A 16,861-nucleotide genomic window follows, 5' to 3' on the forward strand; every position below is an offset into this window, starting at 1 on the left:
TTTTTTGGGGATGTACAGTAAAAAGGTAATGAAATTTTTTAACATCTCTGTTATCATTATTGATAATGATAATGAATGGGGGTTTTAAAAATGAAATTACATTATGGTTTTGATGAAATCAGTCAACTCGATTGGGCAAGTATACTTCCTATTCTTTTACCATTTTTATTGGTGGGATCTATGCTCATTCTAATTGCATTAATCGATTTATACCGCAACAGAAATAGGAGAGAAAACGTACTAATGTGGACAATTATTATTGTGCTTTTTAATACAATTGGTCCTGTTTTATACTTCATGATTGGTAGAAAGGATGTCAATACACGTGCGCTTAGAAATTAAAGGCATTACAAAAAGGTTTAAACAAAAAACGGCGGTGAATGATTTTTCAATGGTCGTTGATGCGAATGAGTGCGTCGGATTAATTGGACCAAACGGGGCAGGGAAATCGACATTGATTCAAATCATTGCGGACATTTTATATGCAGATGAAGGAAAAATCCTTCTCGATGGTCAACAAATTACAAGGATGAAAAATCAGATTGGCTATTTACCTCAATATCCCAATTTTTTCTCCTGGATGACAGCATTTGAAACATTATCCTTTATGGGAACACTTTCTGGTTTACCAAAGAATGAATTACAGCACGAAATTCCTTTGCTTTTAGAAAAAGTTGGATTAGGGAAAGAAGCTCATTTTCAGGTTGGAACTTTTTCTGGTGGTATGAAGCAACGACTTGGCATCGCACAAGCTTTATTGCATAAACCAGCTTTGATGATTATGGATGAGCCAGTATCAGCTTTAGATCCAATTGGAAGACGGGAAGTGTTGAATCTTTTAAAAGAGATTAAAAAAGAAACAACCATCTTACTATCAACCCATATATTGAGTGATGCGGAGGAAATTTGTGAACGCTTTGTCGTCATTCAAAATGGTCACAAAATAGAGGACGCTACAAAAGATCAGTTGTTGGAACGTCACCAAGAATCTGCCATTTATTTGATGATTCGCCAAGAAGACTTTGATTGGGTAACAATGGTTGAACAGTTATCCTATGTCAAGAAAGTCGAAAATGAAAGAAATGGCTTTAAAATACACGTCCATCATTTGGAGGAAGATGCTCAAAGATTGTTACAGTATGCGATAGACTCAAATGTCATGTTGTTAAAGTTTGAAATGGGCATTCATGAAAGCTTAGAAGAAATATTTTTAGAATTGGTGGTGTGAGATTGTGAATACTTTTTTGGCATTAAGTAAAAAAGAAGTAACTCAAATGACGAAGGAATTTAAAATTGTCTGGCTACCAATTGTCTTTATTCTACTTGGGTTAACACAGCCGATTATGATGTACTACATGCCGGTTATTTTGCAATCAATGGGTGGTGTGGACGGTATAATGATTGACCCAACCTTGGCAAAGCCGGATGGAAGCGAAGTACTAGCCACAACCCTAAGTTCGCAGTTTGATCAGTTAGGTATTATTATTTTAGCAGTTGCAGCAATGAACATTATACAAGGTGAAAAAGCGAATGGAATGATGGCATTTATTCTTACAAGACCAGTATCTATCTCATCCTACTTAAATAGTAAAATTATTGTCCATTATCTAGTAGCTGTTTTCTGTACAGCTCTAGGCTACGGGATGTCCTATGGCTATACATCCTATTTATTTACGACGGTACCAGTGACGCATGCTTTGCTGGCTTTGCTATTTTATTGTGTCTGGCTATTATTTGTTATTACCTTTGTTGCCATGATGAGCACGTTTTTTAATAGTGCGGCTTTTATAGCTTTAGTAAGTATTGTCGTCCTATTTATCTGCCGTTTTATTGCTGGTTTACATCCGCTCTTGGATGTTGTTAATCCCGCAAGTAATAGCTTGCATGCTACTACTATATTGATGTCAGGAGATATTAAAGCTTGGTATGGTATCCATATTGCATTTACGATGCTCCTAGTTATATGCATGATTGCTACCATGCGCCATTTCATTGCAAGAAAGAAGTTTTAAATGGGAGGGAGAAATTGTTAAAGATAGAAAATTTACATATAGCATATGGATCACATGAGGTTTTAAAAGGCATAGAGTTAAAGGTAGAAAAGGGAGAGATAGTTGGGTTCGTTGGTGGTAATGGTGCAGGGAAAACAACCACATTAAATTGTATAATTGGATTAGTAGAACAAGATAATGGAAAAGTGACAATTAATAATGTACCGAAATCACAGTCACAAAATTATAAAAAGCAATTCTATTTTATACCGGATACGATTCATATGTTTTCAAACATCACAGCGTATGATTGGATTCATTTCGTTTTAAAACTGTATGAAAAGAAGGAAGAATCTAAACTGCAAAGACTTATTACGAGCTTCGGAATGGAGGCAAGTATTAATAAACCTTTGGGAACGTATTCATATGGAATGCTTCATAAAATGGCATTAATTACTGCATTTACAATTTGTCCACCTCTCCTTATCATGGATGAGCCCTTAAATGGTTTGGATCCTCTCGCTGTGGTTGCGTTTAAAAATTGTATCAAGGACTATATAGATAGCGGGGGGACTATTTTATTTTCAACCCATTTGTTAGATGTGGCTGAAAAAATTTGTCAATCCATTGCATTTTTAAAAGATGGAAAAATTGTATTACATGAACGTTTGGAAAATTTATTGGTAGATGGAAGCCTTGAGACTATATTTTTGGAGAAGCAAACCAATGACAGCTAATCATTTATTAATTAAGTTCTTCTTAACATCTCTTTATGCAAAGCCAAAGCAACCAATAATCCAGGTTCTTTTCATTCTTGCCATCCTTTATGTATCCATCCAATACGTGATACTCACCTTCGTGATGTACTTTATGGTGACCCCAGAGATATTTTTATTTTATAATATGCTTCTTTCAAGCGGTGTCACGTATATTTTAATCGTATATTTTGCTGTTTCGGTAGTGTTTAGTCAAAATGATTTTTTTATTATGGGTCATTTACCTATTTCTTCGAAGCATATTATCATGTCGAAAATAGTCAGTGGGGTTGTATTGCCGTTAGTGGTAGTTAGTATTCTATCAATACCTACATTTATCTTAGTCTGGATAGAGTGGGAGCTAGGAATAGCGATCAAAACAATACTGTTTATATTGGCCATGAATGTATTTCTTACACTGTTCCTTTTATTTATATTATCCATTTTCAATCATTTTCGAACTGTATTTAATGAGACATCCGTGTATTTGCTGAGAATGATCGTTATCTTAGTTCTTGGAATAAGCCCAATCTTCTATTTTGTGATGAGAAATTATCCTGCAATTAGCGTTGCTATGGAGAAATTGGATACTTCCACACTCTCATCTTTAAGAGCATCAATCTCTACGATATTCGAGATAGGCTATCGTTTTACCATGCAACAATCATTGGTAGAGGCACTGTTTCCAATGACTACTATACAAAGCTTCATCTATTTCACTGCAATCATCATCCTATGCTATGTATTGTTTAAAGCGACCATTATAATCAATGCAGTTAAGTATTATGAATATGGCTTACTTGTAAACAAGAGAGAAAAAACGACCAAGGTTTGGGGAAGTGGTATTAAAGGATCTTGGGTCTATTATTTGCAACGTGAATATTGGATTTTACAATCAGAATCATATTTTAAAATGCAAGTTATTATAGGATTCATGTTAACGCCTATTTGTACGATTATTTTCTTACTAAGTATTCAAATGAATATATTAAAATCGGATTGGCTGATGAATGATGAAAGATACCTATTTGTCTATTTAGTTTTGCTGATGAGTTGTATAAACAATATAAGTGGAACACCCTATTCAAGAGAGGGAAAATACTATGCAACCAGCATAACGCTTCCATTTAATCCACGGAAAATTTATATGGCCAAAGTTATTGTATCCTCCTGCATAAGTATAGGAGCGGTCTTAATAAGTTACATAATCTATACGTTATTTGGCAAAGGGGATGTGATAACGGTTTTGTTTTTAGCAATGACCATATTTATAGTCATCGCTTATAATGCCGTGACGCCACTTTATGATAAAAAACATCCATTTCTTGCATGGTCAAATCCATCGGAAGCCATTAAATCCAATCCAACTGTATTAATAAGCCTATTATACGGAACACCTGTTTTAATCATCACTCTGCTTCTTCATTTCTGTCTATTGTTTGTGGGAATTCCCCCATTGACAGCAGCCATTATTATTTCGTTCATTGCAATACTATGTACAATTACATTAATTTATGGAGTCATTTCTAACATGAAGGGATAGTTGGCAATTGAATTTGAAAGTAAATAATAGAAGTAAGGTTCCATTTTATCAGCAGCTCACTCAGCAGCTGCTATTAGCCACAGTGACTGGAAATCTAAAAAAAGGGGACTATTTGCCATCCATTCGTAATTTAGCAATCCAAACAAATCTTAATCTTCATACTGTTCATAAAAGTTACAAGGAACTTCAGAAAAAAGGGATCATCACCATTAAACCCCATTCCAAAGCAATAGTTATTGTTGATTCTGGGGAAGCAATAAATATTTATCTTCAACAAATATCTATAAGTATTGAACAAATACTTATAGAATCTTCTATTTTAGGGATTAATAAAATTTACCTTAAGCAGTTGTTTGAAGGAGTTTTACAAAAATATTACACTGATCGTTAAATTAAAAAGAGACGGCTCCTGATCCTAAGGAGCCATCTCTTTTTTGCCCTATTTAAATCAAAAACACCGCTACAATTGTTGTCACAACAAGCCCAATGACTACAGGGATTAAGTTCCGCCTTGCGAGCTCGAATGGGCTCACATTACAAATGGCAGCTGCTGGAATTAATGCCCAAGGAATCAATGTACCGCCACCAACCCAAATGGCAGTAATTTGCCCTAAAGCAGTTAAAGTAGCAGTTCCCTCGCCTAACGCATTGCCGAATAAACTTCCGACAGAGCCCGCTAAGGAAATTCCTGAGAAGCCCGAGCCATCTAATCCAGTAATAGCTCCAACCACAGCCAAAGTAACCACCGCAATTTCCTTAGTTAAAGGGACTATTGCTGCAAGACCAACACCGAGATCATTGACAATACCGTGCGAGGTGGCGGGCAAATGATCTCCGAGTATTTGCGTGAAGCCTGCATCTCCTAAATAGAAGAAAGCAGCAATCGGGATAACTGGCCCGAAGACTTTAAAGCCGAATTGAAACCCTTGAATTAAATAGCTTGTTGTTTTTTCAAGCCCCTCTGTTTGATGGGCTACCATACTAAGCAAAAGTAATATGAAAACGGAGGTTCCACCAATTAAAGCAGTTGCATCGCCACCCTGTAATTTGAAAACCGACATGGCGATGACATCTAAGATAAAAGCAATCGGAATAAGCACAGCGAAGAAACGTTTTTGCCCAATTGACAGTAAATTTTCTATCGTTTCTTGCTCACCGTTTTCTTCTGCCGAATTTGCTGTGTTTAAAAGTAAAGTTCCACGTTTCATATCTCGCCGCAAGAAGATATAAGCAACGATGGTCGTTACAACACCCATAGTAATGACGAGCGGAATACTAGCAGACACCACGTCCCCAACAGGAATACCAGCAGCATCTGCTGTTAGCTTCGGTGCACCCTGGATGACAAAATCACTCGATAATGCTATCCCATGACCAAATAAGTTCATCGCCATCGCCACTCCGAGTGCTGGCAAACCTGCTCGAATGGCAACAGGCAAGAGTACTGCCCCTAACAATGCCACTGCAGGTGAAGGCCAGAAAAACCAAGAAATAATCATCATTAATAGGCCAATCGTCCAATAAGCAAGAGCTGGTGTTTTAATGATTTTCGTAAATGGCGCAACCATAACCTCGTTAATTCCTGAAGTCATCATGACCCGGCTCATAGCAACAATAATAGAAATGATAAGAATGGTAGATAACAACTCTGTAATGGCATAAATAAAGCTATTAAATACACCACTAATGGATGAAGTTAAATCGCCAGTCGCAACAATTGCTAGCATGAATATGCCTATTACACAAATGAGGGTGGTATCGCGACGTTTAACCATAAATCCGATGATAAGCACAATAAAAATAACGTAAATCCAATGGAGAGCAGTAAATTCAACCTCCATATGTTTCCCCCTCAATATTCGATCTGATTCTATAGAATATGAAGGGGAAAAAAGTTGGTGATAAATTTAAAAAAATTTCAGTCTAAGTGAAGGGAAATGTGATTTGCTAATTGGCAATAAAACAATCAATACATATAGGGGATGACCATTACAGGAGGTACTTTGGTACTTTGATCAATCTTAATGAATTGTATAAATAAAAGGGGTACTAATTGTTTTCAGCCTTGTGTTACATAACTTCTTAACTCTCTCCATGAAAGTAATCAGCGTAATAACCACTCCATTAATAGATTTGAATTTCTCTCCTACCCAAAACAAGATAATTGAAAGAATTGGATTTTTATAATAGAATACTTTTATAGATTATCGATAATCTATAATCCATAATATATAACGTCTGTAGCTAATCACTCTATACACTGAACTATGTTAAAATAAAACATATAAATTTATTGGAGTGGTTTAATGGGGTTTGATGAAAATTCAATTTCAAAAAAGACAATTTCTGAGCAAATAGCTGAACAATTATTATTTCGCATATTTTCTGGCTATTATGAACAAGGTCAGCGCTTAATAGAAGCGGAAATTGCAAAAGAGTTACAAGTAAGTCATGCACCTGTCCGTGAGGCGCTTTATCTTTTACAAAAAGATGGTGTAGTTGAAAAAGTACAACATAAAGGTGTAAGAGTGAAAACCATATCTGATCAGGAATTGAAGGATTATTTGGAAGCGCTTTATAACCTTTTGGATTTTGCACTGACAAAATGTGAAGCTAAATGGACGGACGATTTGCAAAATGAACTTTTATTTCGTTTTGAAGCGATGAAGCAAAAAAAGTCTGCTGAAAATATTTATGAATATGTTGTTTCGTTTGCTCACTTGTTACAATTGTTTTTTGATGTTTCAGGAAATATAGCGATGCTACGATTTTTTAAAGAAACAATCTTTGTTACAAATGTAGCTGCCCAAACAAAATGGAAAATGAATCTAGTTGAATCCTACCATATGTCCATCAATACATTTATCAGATGTATAGAAGCGTCGGATTTTGATAATGCACGAGTAGCTATTAAAGATGTTATTTTATGGTACCAATTTAAATAATTTTATGGGGGTAACATAAATGAAAGCTGCAGTTTGGCATGGTGTGAAAGATATTCGTGTAGAAGAGGTTGAATTACGCGCTTTACGAGAAGAAGAAGTGAAAGTAAAAGTAGCATGGGCAGGTATTTGTGGAAGTGATTTGCATGAATACGAAGAAGGTCCAGTTTTCGTACCTGTTGATGTAAAAGCAGATTTAACTGGTGAAGTTGCCCCGTTGACAATGGGTCATGAATTTGCTGGTATTATTGAAGAAGTTGGCTCTAACGTTAAGGACTTAAAGGCAGGAGACCGAGTTGTCATCAATCCTACTTTAACTTATAGAAACAAACATGAAGATGTCGATCGCTATGATGGATTTAACTTTATTGGATTACATGGAGATGGTGGATTTGCCGAATATGTTAATGTTCCTGCAACAAATATTCACCGTTTAGCAGATAACTTAACATTACAAGATGGTGCATTAGTAGAACCGATGGCTGTTGCTGTACAAGCTGTCAAAGATGCTGGGGTTACATTAGGAGATTCGGTTGCAGTATTTGGGGCTGGACCTATTGGGTTATTAACAGTAATCGCTGCAAAAGCATCTGGCGCAAGTAAAGTTATCGTATTGGATTTATCTGATGACCGATTAGAAAAGGCAAAAGAATTAGGTGCTACCCATGCTATTAATTCTGGTAAAGAAAATCCTGTACAAGCAGTTCGGGCAATTGTTGCAGATGGGGTGGATGTATCCTTTGAGGTTGCGGGAGTTGCTCCTACCTTTAAGCAAGCAATTGATGTAACAAAACCTCGAGGTAATATGATGATTGTTTCGATTTTTGCTAGACCAATCGAATGGAATCCAATGCAACTTACAAATACAGGTGTTAATATACTATCCTCCATTGTGTATACACCGTCAATTTTCCAAAGAACAATTGATGCAATGAGCTCGGGTCAACTAAATCCACAAGGTATCATTACAAGCCAAATTGAACTAGATGAAATTGTTGACAGAGGATTTAAAACATTAACAAGCGACAAAACGCAATCTAAAATTTTAGTTGCAATTAGTGGAGAAAACTAACAGATTCATATATTCCTATTTTTAAAAAGGGAGCATGGGTAATTACAGCCATGCTCCTTTCCTATATCTTTATACATGAAGCCCTCAGACCTTCACCAGCAATCCCAGCATCCCCGCTTGCACAAACAGCAAAGAAGCTGCACCTTCGAAAGTAAGCCCCCAGAAACTAAGTAAAGGAGCTCCGTCCGTAGTAATATGTAATAATTTAATTGCATTTACCTAGGTTATTATTCTTCTTCAATAAATCACTTTGTTTTGGACAAGTATTGACATTTATACAAAGAAATCGTTGCGTTTTTTTCATTGTTTCCCCCTTTCACACAAATTATAATAATGTTGTAAATGATAATCGTTTTCAATTAAAGGCCGAAAGAAAGGAGCAACAAATGTGACAAAACAACGTGGAAAGAAAATAATACGATGGGTAGGGGGGGTCCTCCTGTTGTTAATCATATCAGCATGCAGTACTTCTAATGCTAATAGCAATGTGGCTGATGAACAGAAGGAGGAAGGTGAGAAAACAGTACAATATACAACGATTACTGGTGAACAAGTTGAAGTACCTGCTGATCCAAAAAGAGTGGTTTATATTGGTCAGACAATTGGTGATTTCTTGGCGATGGATATTCCAGTTGTAGGTAATAATCTTCCGAAAGATCCAGCTAGTTACTATGAAGGTAAACTCGAAGGAATCGTTGATATTGGAAATCCTGCTGACTTAGAGACGATTCTGACTTTAAAACCTGATCTGATTATTAATGGTTATTACAAGGCGGATCCAAACCTTAATGAAGAATTGGCGAAAATAGCCACTACGATTCCCTTTAATCCAGCTCTTCCTTATACAGAACGTGTAAAGGAAATGGGGAATATATTGGGCAAGCAGGAAGAAGTAGCTAAAGTGATTGCTAAATTTGAAACACACTTTAAAGAAATGTTTGAAAAGATTCAATTAGCAGAAGGGGAGACTGCAACGGTTTTCTATCAGTTAGGTAAAACGCTTTATGTTATGGGCGATCGTAGCCTTGGTGCTATTATTTATGGAGAAAATGGCTTTGCTGTCCCTCCAGCAGTACAGAAGAATATTATTGATGTAGAAGGTGTGTCTTTCGTTACGGTTTCAGAAGAGGTACTTTCAGAGTTTGCTGGTGATCATTTGTTTGTCATTGTACAAGAGGATGATGAAAGTGAATCAGAAGCTGACCGGCTGCTTCAAAGTCCAATATGGGGAACATTGCCTGCAGTCCAAAAAGGAAATGTTTATGTTGTTGCTAATGAGTGGAATACAGATGAATTGCTAGCTTTGGAGCAATTATATAAAAAGCTACCAGAATGGATGCACAAGCAGTAAAAATTGTATCTATTCAATCAATTTTTGTAACAGCTAGTTTGCTAAAATAACGAATCTTCGAACAATCGTTGATAGTGAGTCAATCTATGTTATAATTATAACGATAATGATAATCATTTTCAATTGTTGGAGAGTTGCTTATGAATTTTGCATGCCTGTATACTAGGCTACAACACTATGATAGTTTTCAAGTTAATCAGCAGACGGCAGCGATGAGCTATAAAAAGAGGAATGACACTGAAACGAATTTGTGCACATTATTAATAGCACTTAGTCATGGCATACGCCTCTATGTAGACAAAATTGCAATTGATCTAAGACAAGGGAGCTGCATTCTAGTTTTACCAGTACAACGCTACACTGTGGAATCAAGTACCGGAGAGGCACAGCTTGCACGTTTTACCTTTGAAACCTTTGAAGTAAAAGGAAGGGCTTTACATCCGGTTGATCATCCACCCTTGCTTTGTGGTTATCCTTATAGGCTATTATATTCTCAAGTTAAGCAAGTATTAGGGAATGAAGTGTGGATGAAGAATCAATTTTGCTCCTCTCTATCCTCATCAGAAATGGCTATGATGCAAAGTAGACTTCAACTGATTCTAGGGATGATGGGCCAGTTAGATCAGCAAGCTATCGATTTTCAGAACGAAGAAAAGACAAAAATGATTCAACATACTATCCAGTACATGGAACAGCATTATGATGAAGATTTGACGGTAGAACAGCTAGCTAATATGGCTGGAATGGTCAGGTGGCAGTATAGTCAACAGTTTAAAATGTTGACAGGCAAAAAACCAACTGATTATCTAGTCCATTTACGAATAAACCAGGCAAAAGAACTTCTATGTAATTCCACCGAGCCATTGAACAAAATAGCTCGACAAATTGGATTTAAGGATGAATATTATTTCAGTAGGTGTTTTCATAAATTAACTGGCAACACTCCACGTGAATATGCGAATATCCAACTCCATACACAGCAAAGAACAGTTATCGATTCACTTGGTAGAAAGATTCTTGCTCCTCAAGATGCCACACGTATTGTGACAGATGGCAAACATACACTTGGCGAATTATTAGTTTTAGGTATTTCCCCAATAGGAGCGGCCATCTCTATCATGAAAGATAACGTAATTTATCATAATAAGCTACGCAATATTCAGAGTATCGGGTATTGGGCCGATCCAGATAAAATAGCACAGCTGCAGCCTGAATTTATATTACTTAGCTATTATCCAAAAGATTTGCAGGAACTAAATGCGCTTGCTCCAACGGTTGTACTGGACAAAAAGTTTAGACTATTTGAGCGGTTACGGTATATCGCCAAACTTTTTGAACGTAGTAAGGCTGCAGAGAAATGGATTACTACATATGAAGACAAAGTAAGATTGGTGCGGAGACAATTAGCAGATGCCTATGTAACTGGAGAAACAGCTACTGTTTATCTCAAGTTAGGTGAAAAGCTTTATATTATGGGCATGAATGGATTGGCGAGCTCTTTATATGAATCACTGGGCTTTCGTCCCTCAGAAAAAGTGATGCACCTAATCGAGGAAGGGGAGGCATGGATAGAAATTCAGCACCAGCAAATAAGCCACTATGCTGGAGATCGTAATTTTGTCTTAGCTTCTCGTAAGGAATTACATACTGTCTCTCACTGTCCACATATTTCGGCTTTAGCCGAGTTAAGTCCTGGTAAGACTCATTTTTTAGATGCTATATGGAATTATGATGACCCGATTACTCGGGGACGGTTACTAGAAGAACTACCAAATATTTTTAAGAGAGGATGATAAGAAGGAGAGGGATAGGTCACCAACCTTCAAAAGCTTACTATCATACAAATATTTATTTTACAGCTATCGAGAAGTTCCCTCGATAGCTTTTGTTATTTTTCTCTAAAAGTTGATTGGAACGAAGAGCCACGATTTCTGCGTACTTTCTTCACCAACTTAACCGGAGTGTAGAGTCAAAAAAAGATGCAGGTGGCCAAATTATTTATTAGCCCCTTCATCCTTTATGAAAACTTTTATATTAAATTTTTTAATTGAATTTTCATTAATTGAATTTAATTTATCTACAGTCCATGATTGGGGCTTGAAGCGATAAGCTTTTTCTGAAAAATTGAAGACATCAGAGTTTATTTCCAACCCTTTATTAAATGTAGTTTGAAACTGTGATAAAAAAATATTTTTAATATCATTTTCAATTGTTTTTTTTTCAATATTTTTTGGGTTTTCTCTGATTGAAGCTTTTATTTCTAAATTGATAATATATTTAGGAATTGAATTATCCACAATTTTTATATGATAATCTATATTATCTATAAACATCGAAACTGACTTATCCTTTATTGATAATTTCATGTTATTAAAATCCTTATTAAACCAATCTAGCCCTGAAAGTTCTTCTTCCTTTATCCAACCATTGAATTTTTGACGTGAAAGAAAATAAGCACCATTTATTTTTAATATATTTTTAGATTTATTATCCTCCATCCAATAATCTTCACTAACTTTTATTGTAGGAACCATAATTGATCCAACTGGTTCATAATATCTTTTAATCATATCTTGTACAGTACTAGTTGAGATGAATGAATTAAAGAATAATTGTTCATTTGGATCATAAGGAAATGTTAATATAGGCGGTTTATAAAAGAGACCATGTACATTCATTATCTCTTTAATATCATCTTCATATCCATAAGCTAAAGTATTGTAACGTAGATAATAATCCCTACTAAAAAAATCAAAAAATTCATCCAAATGACCATCCAATACATTTTTGGAAATAAAGAAAGTTTGTATATGTCCATAATACAAAGGGTTAACAGAATTTTTTTCTATATCATCGATTGCTCCCTGAATTGTTTCACCTTCTCCATGTCCAACAACAATTGGAGCTGGCTCAGATGCAATGCTAGGATCTGAGCCAGCAACATTCGTAAATCCGAAAGCTTGAAAATATAAATGATACACATCATTAGAATAATCAATACCAAGAGCGGTAATATAAACTTCACTTTGTATTTCCTTCGTACCTAAACAGCCGCCTAGAATAAATAATAAAGGAAAAATTAATGTTATTTTGAATATGGAAGTATAGTAATGGGACATTTATAATCTCCCTTCTGCTGAAAAAGCAGTCAGTCTTTAATTTTAATTCTAAATGGCATTTTTAAAAAACCTTTAATAAGATTGGGTATACTTACTTTATAAAATGTAGAAAGGTAAGAATGTCCAAAACTTTCTAATGACGAGATATATGTTAAGAAAAATAAGACGCTTAAAACAAAGCCATACATTCCAAAAAAGGAAGCAATTATTAATGTAGCAACTCTTATTAAAAATACATTTCCTAGTACATTTTGATTAATTAATGTATAACTAGATATAACGGTAAGTGCTCCAATTACTAATGTTGATGGTGATGTAAACCCTGCTCTTATGGCAGCATCACCAACTATTAAACCTCCTAAAACTGCAACAGTTTGCCCTACAGCTTTAGGTAAACGTATTCCCGCTTCTCGAAAGAGGTCAAAAAAAATGAGCATAATGAGAATTTCGAACGAAGAAGAGACGGGTAGTCCAATTTTAGATGCAGAAATTGATACTAGTAAGGGAAAGGGTAACTGGTTAAGTTGATGGACAGTTAATGCAATCCAAAACCCAGGTAAAAAGATACTTGTTAATAAAGAGGTAATCCTTAAAATTCGTGAAAAACTCACAAATAAAAAATTAGTTTGATCATCTTCAGGTGCTTTCAAAATAAGTAATAAATTTACGGGTCCAATTAAACAGCTTGGACTTCCATCTACCAATATGACAAAACGGCCTTTATTGAGGGAGCTTACTACAAAATCGGGCCTTCCTGAATAATCAAGGAGGGGGAAGAGTGTCAACTTATCATAAAGTAATTCTTCAATATGATAACTACTTGCAATATTATCTACTTTTATTTTATTTAGTTTGGTTTGTACATTCTTTAAAGTGTTTTGATCAATATAGTTCTCAATGTAGATCAATAAAACTTTTGTTTTACTGGTGTCGCCAATTGTAAAATTGTCACTGGATAAATTTTTACTTTTTAATCTCATTCTTATTAAAGAAAAATTGGTATCTATATTTTCAACAAACCCGTCTCTAGGCCCTCTTAATGAGACTTCCATATTTGATTCTTCAATGGATCGTTCAGGTAGTTTAGCTAAATTGGTTGAATATAAGCTATTCGATGGAACATGATAAAAATATAAAAAACCTGAGAAAATTTGGCTATTTATTTCATCTGTCTTCATTCTGTACTCTATGATCTCCTGTACCTCTAAATAGCGATTTATAATTTCCACATTATATAAACTACCTTGTTCAGCCAAAAATCTAATATTCGGTAATAATGAATTCAAAAAAAGTACACTATCAATTAAACTATGGCAATAGATAAATATAACTTCATGTTTTTCGTTATTAAACATATAGAATTTACTACTTACCGTTATATCTGACTGGTGGCCTAATTCTTTATAAAAAAAATCCTTATTTTCAGTCAAGATGCTGAACTCCTTTTTGCTTTTTTGCTAATACGTAGAAAACAGTCATAAAAAAGAATAAAAATGAAAAAATAGAAAGAAGATAAGTGCTTTTTATAAATGACAAAAAATCAGAAACAGTCCAAGGAATTAATAATCCTATTGTTAAGCATAGATAACCAATAATTAATATAAATTTTGGATTTTTAAAAAAGGATGACACAATATACATAAATAAACAGATACGAATAAAAGCCATTGATAATATTTGGAGAACAGATAAAGAATCTAATCTTGTAAAGTACTTACCAAATGACAAAACTCTCCATTGCTCGTTTATAGGAAAGAGCATTTTTTTAGTTAGATAAATGCCAAATTCAGATACAGTAGTCACAATAGCGATAAAAACTAATAAGACAAACAGAGTAGAGAAAATGAGTATTCCTGTCCTTTTCATTTGCTCTTTTACATAACTATTTAAAACGATTAAAATAAAGCCCATTTCTAAAATTCCAATACATATGTATAATATTCCCCATAAAATGGGCGAAGTATTACTTGTATTTACTGGTAATAATAGTTCGTATTCATTGTTCATCGAGTTCCCTAAATTGAGGAGTACAAATAAAAAAATGTATAGTGAACAAATAATCAATGACAGGATAGCAATGGTTTTGAGCCCTTTTAGAGAACCATAAAAGCATAATAAGATAAATAAAATAACTGTAATAAAATATGGATAATCAGAATTAAAACTTTCTTCTGCCCAAATAATTGTAAATTTGAGTGAGACGAACGTTGCTGAAAACAAATAAACGATATAGGAAGTAACGATAAATAAATAAAGTGGTCTATTAATTTGGAAAGATTGTAGTTCAAAAAATGAAGTATTATTGCATGAATTGGTAAGTCTAGAAATAAATGATGCGAAAAGTAATATCGGGATTAAACTTACCAAAGCACTTATCCATGCTTCACGTTCGACCACTGTGAAAATTGTCGGAATTAAAACGAAATGTGCTAAAAAACTAACTGATAAAAATAACAAACTATATACATGGATTGGTTGTATAACTTTATTCATTTGATCTTAACCCTCCTTCTAACAATATTGCCCATGTTTGTTGCCATCTAATCTAAGTGGGGCGTTATTATTGCCACCCGAAGTTCCTCTTAATAAAAACGTTACTCATTTCTTACAATATTTTAGGCCCATTTATTGCTCACCTCCAAACTAGTTTCATAGACAACCTAGCAGTGATCAAAACACGTAAAAAAACAATCAAAATAGATTTTGATTGTTTTTCATTATATCCTTCTAATTTTGAAGAGCTGTCCAATAATTCACATACCTTAAAACATGTTGAAATAGTTTTAAAAGACATGGCATATATTGAACTTTAATTCTCAAAATAGGAGTGGAGCAAGTGGATGATAGGATGTTATTTTTAAAAAAACTACAGGACTTTGATAAGAAATTTCAGTTCATTATCCAGCAAAATAAGGAGCAGCAACGGATTAATTATTTTGAGCTGTGTGAAATAATGGATGAATATTCTTCTTTTATAATAAATCGTGACAATGAAGAACAGTGGACGAATATCAAGGAATCGATAGAGATCCTATTATTAACCGATAATTTAAGAATGAACGCGTCTGTTTGTGTGCAAATCTTGGAGAAATATCGAGCGTTATTACTCAGTCATGAACAGGAAGCGGTCACGGATTATTTTCGTAACATAGAAAATTGTATTGGTAAGGAATTTGGTGATTTTGAAATAACTAGTCAGTCGAAGGTACTTTTAATTGGATCTGGGTCTTTTCCGATTACCTTATTAATGGTTGCGGAGCGCACAGGAGCAGACGTTTTTGGAATAGATATTGATGATGAAGCGATTCGATTAGGAAAACATGTAGTCAATAAATTAGGGAATCATTTGTCCATTCAAATTGATAAAAAGACTGTAGGGGAACTTGCAGTAATAAAGCAAGTTAGTCATATTATATTTAGCTCAACGGTCAGCAATAAATATGACATGTTAGATCAATTATACGATATAACAAATAAAGATGTGCTTGTTGCAATGCGTTACGGAAATGGGTTAAAGTCTCTATTTAATTATCCCATGCAGAAGGTAGACGATACCAAATGGCATATAGTAGAAGAAATTAAGCATCCTCAGCATGTATTTGATGTTATTTTATATCACAAGGGTTAGTGAAATTGATAAATGTGAAGAAAGCAAATAAGAAATAGATTTGCGTTTTGATTATAGCAAAGGGAAAGAGAATTCTCATATGGAAAATGATTAGAAGGCATTTTGATTACATTAGGTCGTTCATATAGCCGCATTAACGGTCGTGTGAAAACTAAGATCAATTTAGACATGGTTCTATGTTCAAGCTTTTCATGCGGAGTGCAAGCCACCAATTAGTAGAAAGGTGGTTATATTTCAAATTGACAATGATAATCATTATCGATAAGGTGAGGATAGGCGAAAGTCATCATCCCACCTTTTTTCATTTCAGAGAAAAGGGAACTAACCTTACAACGGCTTTTTATGACCCTATCTCTTAGTTGGAACAGATGCAATTGGAAAATTGTGTATATAATTAGAAGTGCACAGAACGTACAGCTAGGATTCTAAGATTACAGATGGTAACCACAATTTTGAAATG

The 16,861-nt window shown here is 34.6% G+C and carries 15 protein-coding genes; 11 read left to right on the forward strand and 4 right to left on the reverse strand.

The features are described from left to right. Window positions 1-90 precede the first annotated feature (90 nt). Genes B3D94_RS14350 through B3D94_RS14375 form a run of 6 tightly spaced genes read left to right on the forward strand, consistent with a single transcriptional unit; the run spans window position 91 to window position 4,680 of the window. Entirely contained in the window at window positions 91-342 is a 252-nt protein-coding gene (locus B3D94_RS14350; RefSeq protein ID WP_291757899.1) for a PLD nuclease N-terminal domain-containing protein, read from the forward strand. Beyond that, window positions 326-1,228: an ABC transporter ATP-binding protein gene (locus B3D94_RS14355; RefSeq protein WP_069480578.1), complete on the forward strand. Its 903-nt coding sequence runs from the start codon at window positions 326-328 to the stop codon at window positions 1,226-1,228. The genes B3D94_RS14350 and B3D94_RS14355 overlap by 17 nt, the downstream gene beginning before the upstream one ends. A gap of 4 nt (window positions 1,229-1,232) precedes the next feature. After that, window positions 1,233-2,012, forward strand: coding sequence for an ABC transporter permease (locus tag B3D94_RS14360; protein ID WP_291757901.1), 780 nt, complete (start codon window positions 1,233-1,235; stop codon window positions 2,010-2,012). A gap of 14 nt (window positions 2,013-2,026) precedes the next feature. Continuing rightward, window positions 2,027-2,728: an ABC transporter ATP-binding protein gene (locus B3D94_RS14365; RefSeq protein ID WP_291757902.1), complete on the forward strand. Its 702-nt coding sequence runs from the start codon at window positions 2,027-2,029 to the stop codon at window positions 2,726-2,728. Beyond that, window positions 2,718-4,289 carry a hypothetical protein gene (locus B3D94_RS14370; RefSeq protein WP_291757904.1) on the forward strand — a complete coding sequence of 524 codons (1,572 nt, stop codon included), beginning with the start codon at window positions 2,718-2,720 and terminating at the stop codon, window positions 4,287-4,289. The genes B3D94_RS14365 and B3D94_RS14370 overlap by 11 nt, the downstream gene beginning before the upstream one ends. 7 nt (window positions 4,290-4,296) lie before the next feature. Next, window positions 4,297-4,680, forward strand: coding sequence for a GntR family transcriptional regulator (locus B3D94_RS14375; protein WP_291757905.1), 384 nt, complete (start codon window positions 4,297-4,299; stop codon window positions 4,678-4,680). Window positions 4,681-4,732: 52 nt separating this feature from the next. Here B3D94_RS14375 and B3D94_RS14380 read toward each other — a convergent pair whose 3' ends face one another. Continuing rightward, window positions 4,733-6,130 (reverse strand): hypothetical protein, encoded by a 1,398-nt coding sequence (locus tag B3D94_RS14380; RefSeq protein ID WP_291757906.1) that lies wholly within the window; start codon window positions 6,128-6,130, stop codon window positions 4,733-4,735. Between the two features lie 465 nt (window positions 6,131-6,595). On the opposite strand from B3D94_RS14380, the gene B3D94_RS14385 reads away from it, so the two are divergent. The 4 genes from B3D94_RS14385 (at window position 6,596) to B3D94_RS14400 (ending at window position 11,447) form a co-directional block, all read left to right on the forward strand. Continuing rightward, a complete protein-coding gene (locus B3D94_RS14385) occupies window positions 6,596-7,234 on the forward strand; it encodes a GntR family transcriptional regulator (protein WP_036124377.1) in 639 nt (212 codons plus the stop codon). A gap of 19 nt (window positions 7,235-7,253) precedes the next feature. After that, the gene (locus B3D94_RS14390; protein ID WP_069480585.1) at window positions 7,254-8,303 is read left to right on the forward strand and encodes a 2,3-butanediol dehydrogenase; all 1,050 of its coding nucleotides are present in this window, start codon (window positions 7,254-7,256) and stop codon (window positions 8,301-8,303) included. Between the two features lie 439 nt (window positions 8,304-8,742). After that, window positions 8,743-9,654 carry an ABC transporter substrate-binding protein gene (locus B3D94_RS14395; RefSeq protein WP_069483276.1) on the forward strand — a complete coding sequence of 304 codons (912 nt, stop codon included), beginning with the start codon at window positions 8,743-8,745 and terminating at the stop codon, window positions 9,652-9,654. 140 nt (window positions 9,655-9,794) lie between these two features. After that, window positions 9,795-11,447 (forward strand): AraC family transcriptional regulator, encoded by a 1,653-nt coding sequence (locus tag B3D94_RS14400; RefSeq protein ID WP_069480586.1) that lies wholly within the window; start codon window positions 9,795-9,797, stop codon window positions 11,445-11,447. 201 nt (window positions 11,448-11,648) lie between these two features. On the opposite strand, the gene B3D94_RS14405 is transcribed toward B3D94_RS14400, so the two are convergent. Genes B3D94_RS14405 through B3D94_RS14415 form a run of 3 tightly spaced genes read right to left on the reverse strand, consistent with a single transcriptional unit; the run spans window position 11,649 to window position 15,266 of the window. Next, complete coding sequence (locus B3D94_RS14405; RefSeq protein ID WP_069480587.1) at window positions 11,649-12,773, reverse strand: Ger(x)C family spore germination protein; 1,125 nt, start codon at window positions 12,771-12,773, stop codon at window positions 11,649-11,651. 29 nt (window positions 12,774-12,802) lie between these two features. After that, window positions 12,803-14,203: a spore germination protein gene (locus tag B3D94_RS14410; RefSeq protein WP_069480588.1), complete on the reverse strand. Its 1,401-nt coding sequence runs from the start codon at window positions 14,201-14,203 to the stop codon at window positions 12,803-12,805. Continuing rightward, complete coding sequence (locus B3D94_RS14415) at window positions 14,196-15,266, reverse strand: GerAB/ArcD/ProY family transporter (RefSeq protein WP_291757908.1); 1,071 nt, start codon at window positions 15,264-15,266, stop codon at window positions 14,196-14,198. Before B3D94_RS14415 ends, B3D94_RS14410 begins: the two co-directional genes overlap by 8 nt. A 343-nt stretch (window positions 15,267-15,609) precedes the next feature. On the opposite strand from B3D94_RS14415, the gene B3D94_RS14420 reads away from it, so the two are divergent. After that, complete coding sequence (locus B3D94_RS14420; protein WP_291757909.1) at window positions 15,610-16,401, forward strand: nicotianamine synthase family protein; 792 nt, start codon at window positions 15,610-15,612, stop codon at window positions 16,399-16,401. Window positions 16,402-16,861: the final 460 nt, after the last annotated feature.

This window comes from Lysinibacillus sp. UBA5990 (assembly GCF_002429815.1).
Taxonomy (GTDB): Bacteria; Bacillota; Bacilli; order Bacillales_A; family Planococcaceae; genus Lysinibacillus; species Lysinibacillus fusiformis.

What these genes read in the sequence shown, in the direction of transcription:
- B3D94_RS14350 (WP_291757899.1), top strand. Translation starts at nt 91, where the DNA reads ATGAAATTACATTATGGTTTTGATGAAATCAGTCAACTCGATTGGGCA.
- B3D94_RS14370 (WP_291757904.1), top strand. Translation starts at nt 2,718, where the DNA reads ATGACAGCTAATCATTTATTAATTAAGTTCTTCTTAACATCTCTTTAT.
- B3D94_RS14380 (WP_291757906.1), bottom strand. Translation starts at nt 6,130, where the DNA reads ATGGAGGTTGAATTTACTGCTCTCCATTGGATTTACGTTATTTTTATT.
- B3D94_RS14385 (WP_036124377.1), top strand. Translation starts at nt 6,596, where the DNA reads ATGGGGTTTGATGAAAATTCAATTTCAAAAAAGACAATTTCTGAGCAA.
- B3D94_RS14390 (WP_069480585.1), top strand. Translation starts at nt 7,254, where the DNA reads ATGAAAGCTGCAGTTTGGCATGGTGTGAAAGATATTCGTGTAGAAGAG.
- B3D94_RS14400 (WP_069480586.1), top strand. Translation starts at nt 9,795, where the DNA reads ATGAATTTTGCATGCCTGTATACTAGGCTACAACACTATGATAGTTTT.
- B3D94_RS14405 (WP_069480587.1), bottom strand. Translation starts at nt 12,773, where the DNA reads ATGTCCCATTACTATACTTCCATATTCAAAATAACATTAATTTTTCCT.
- B3D94_RS14415 (WP_291757908.1), bottom strand. Translation starts at nt 15,266, where the DNA reads ATGAATAAAGTTATACAACCAATCCATGTATATAGTTTGTTATTTTTA.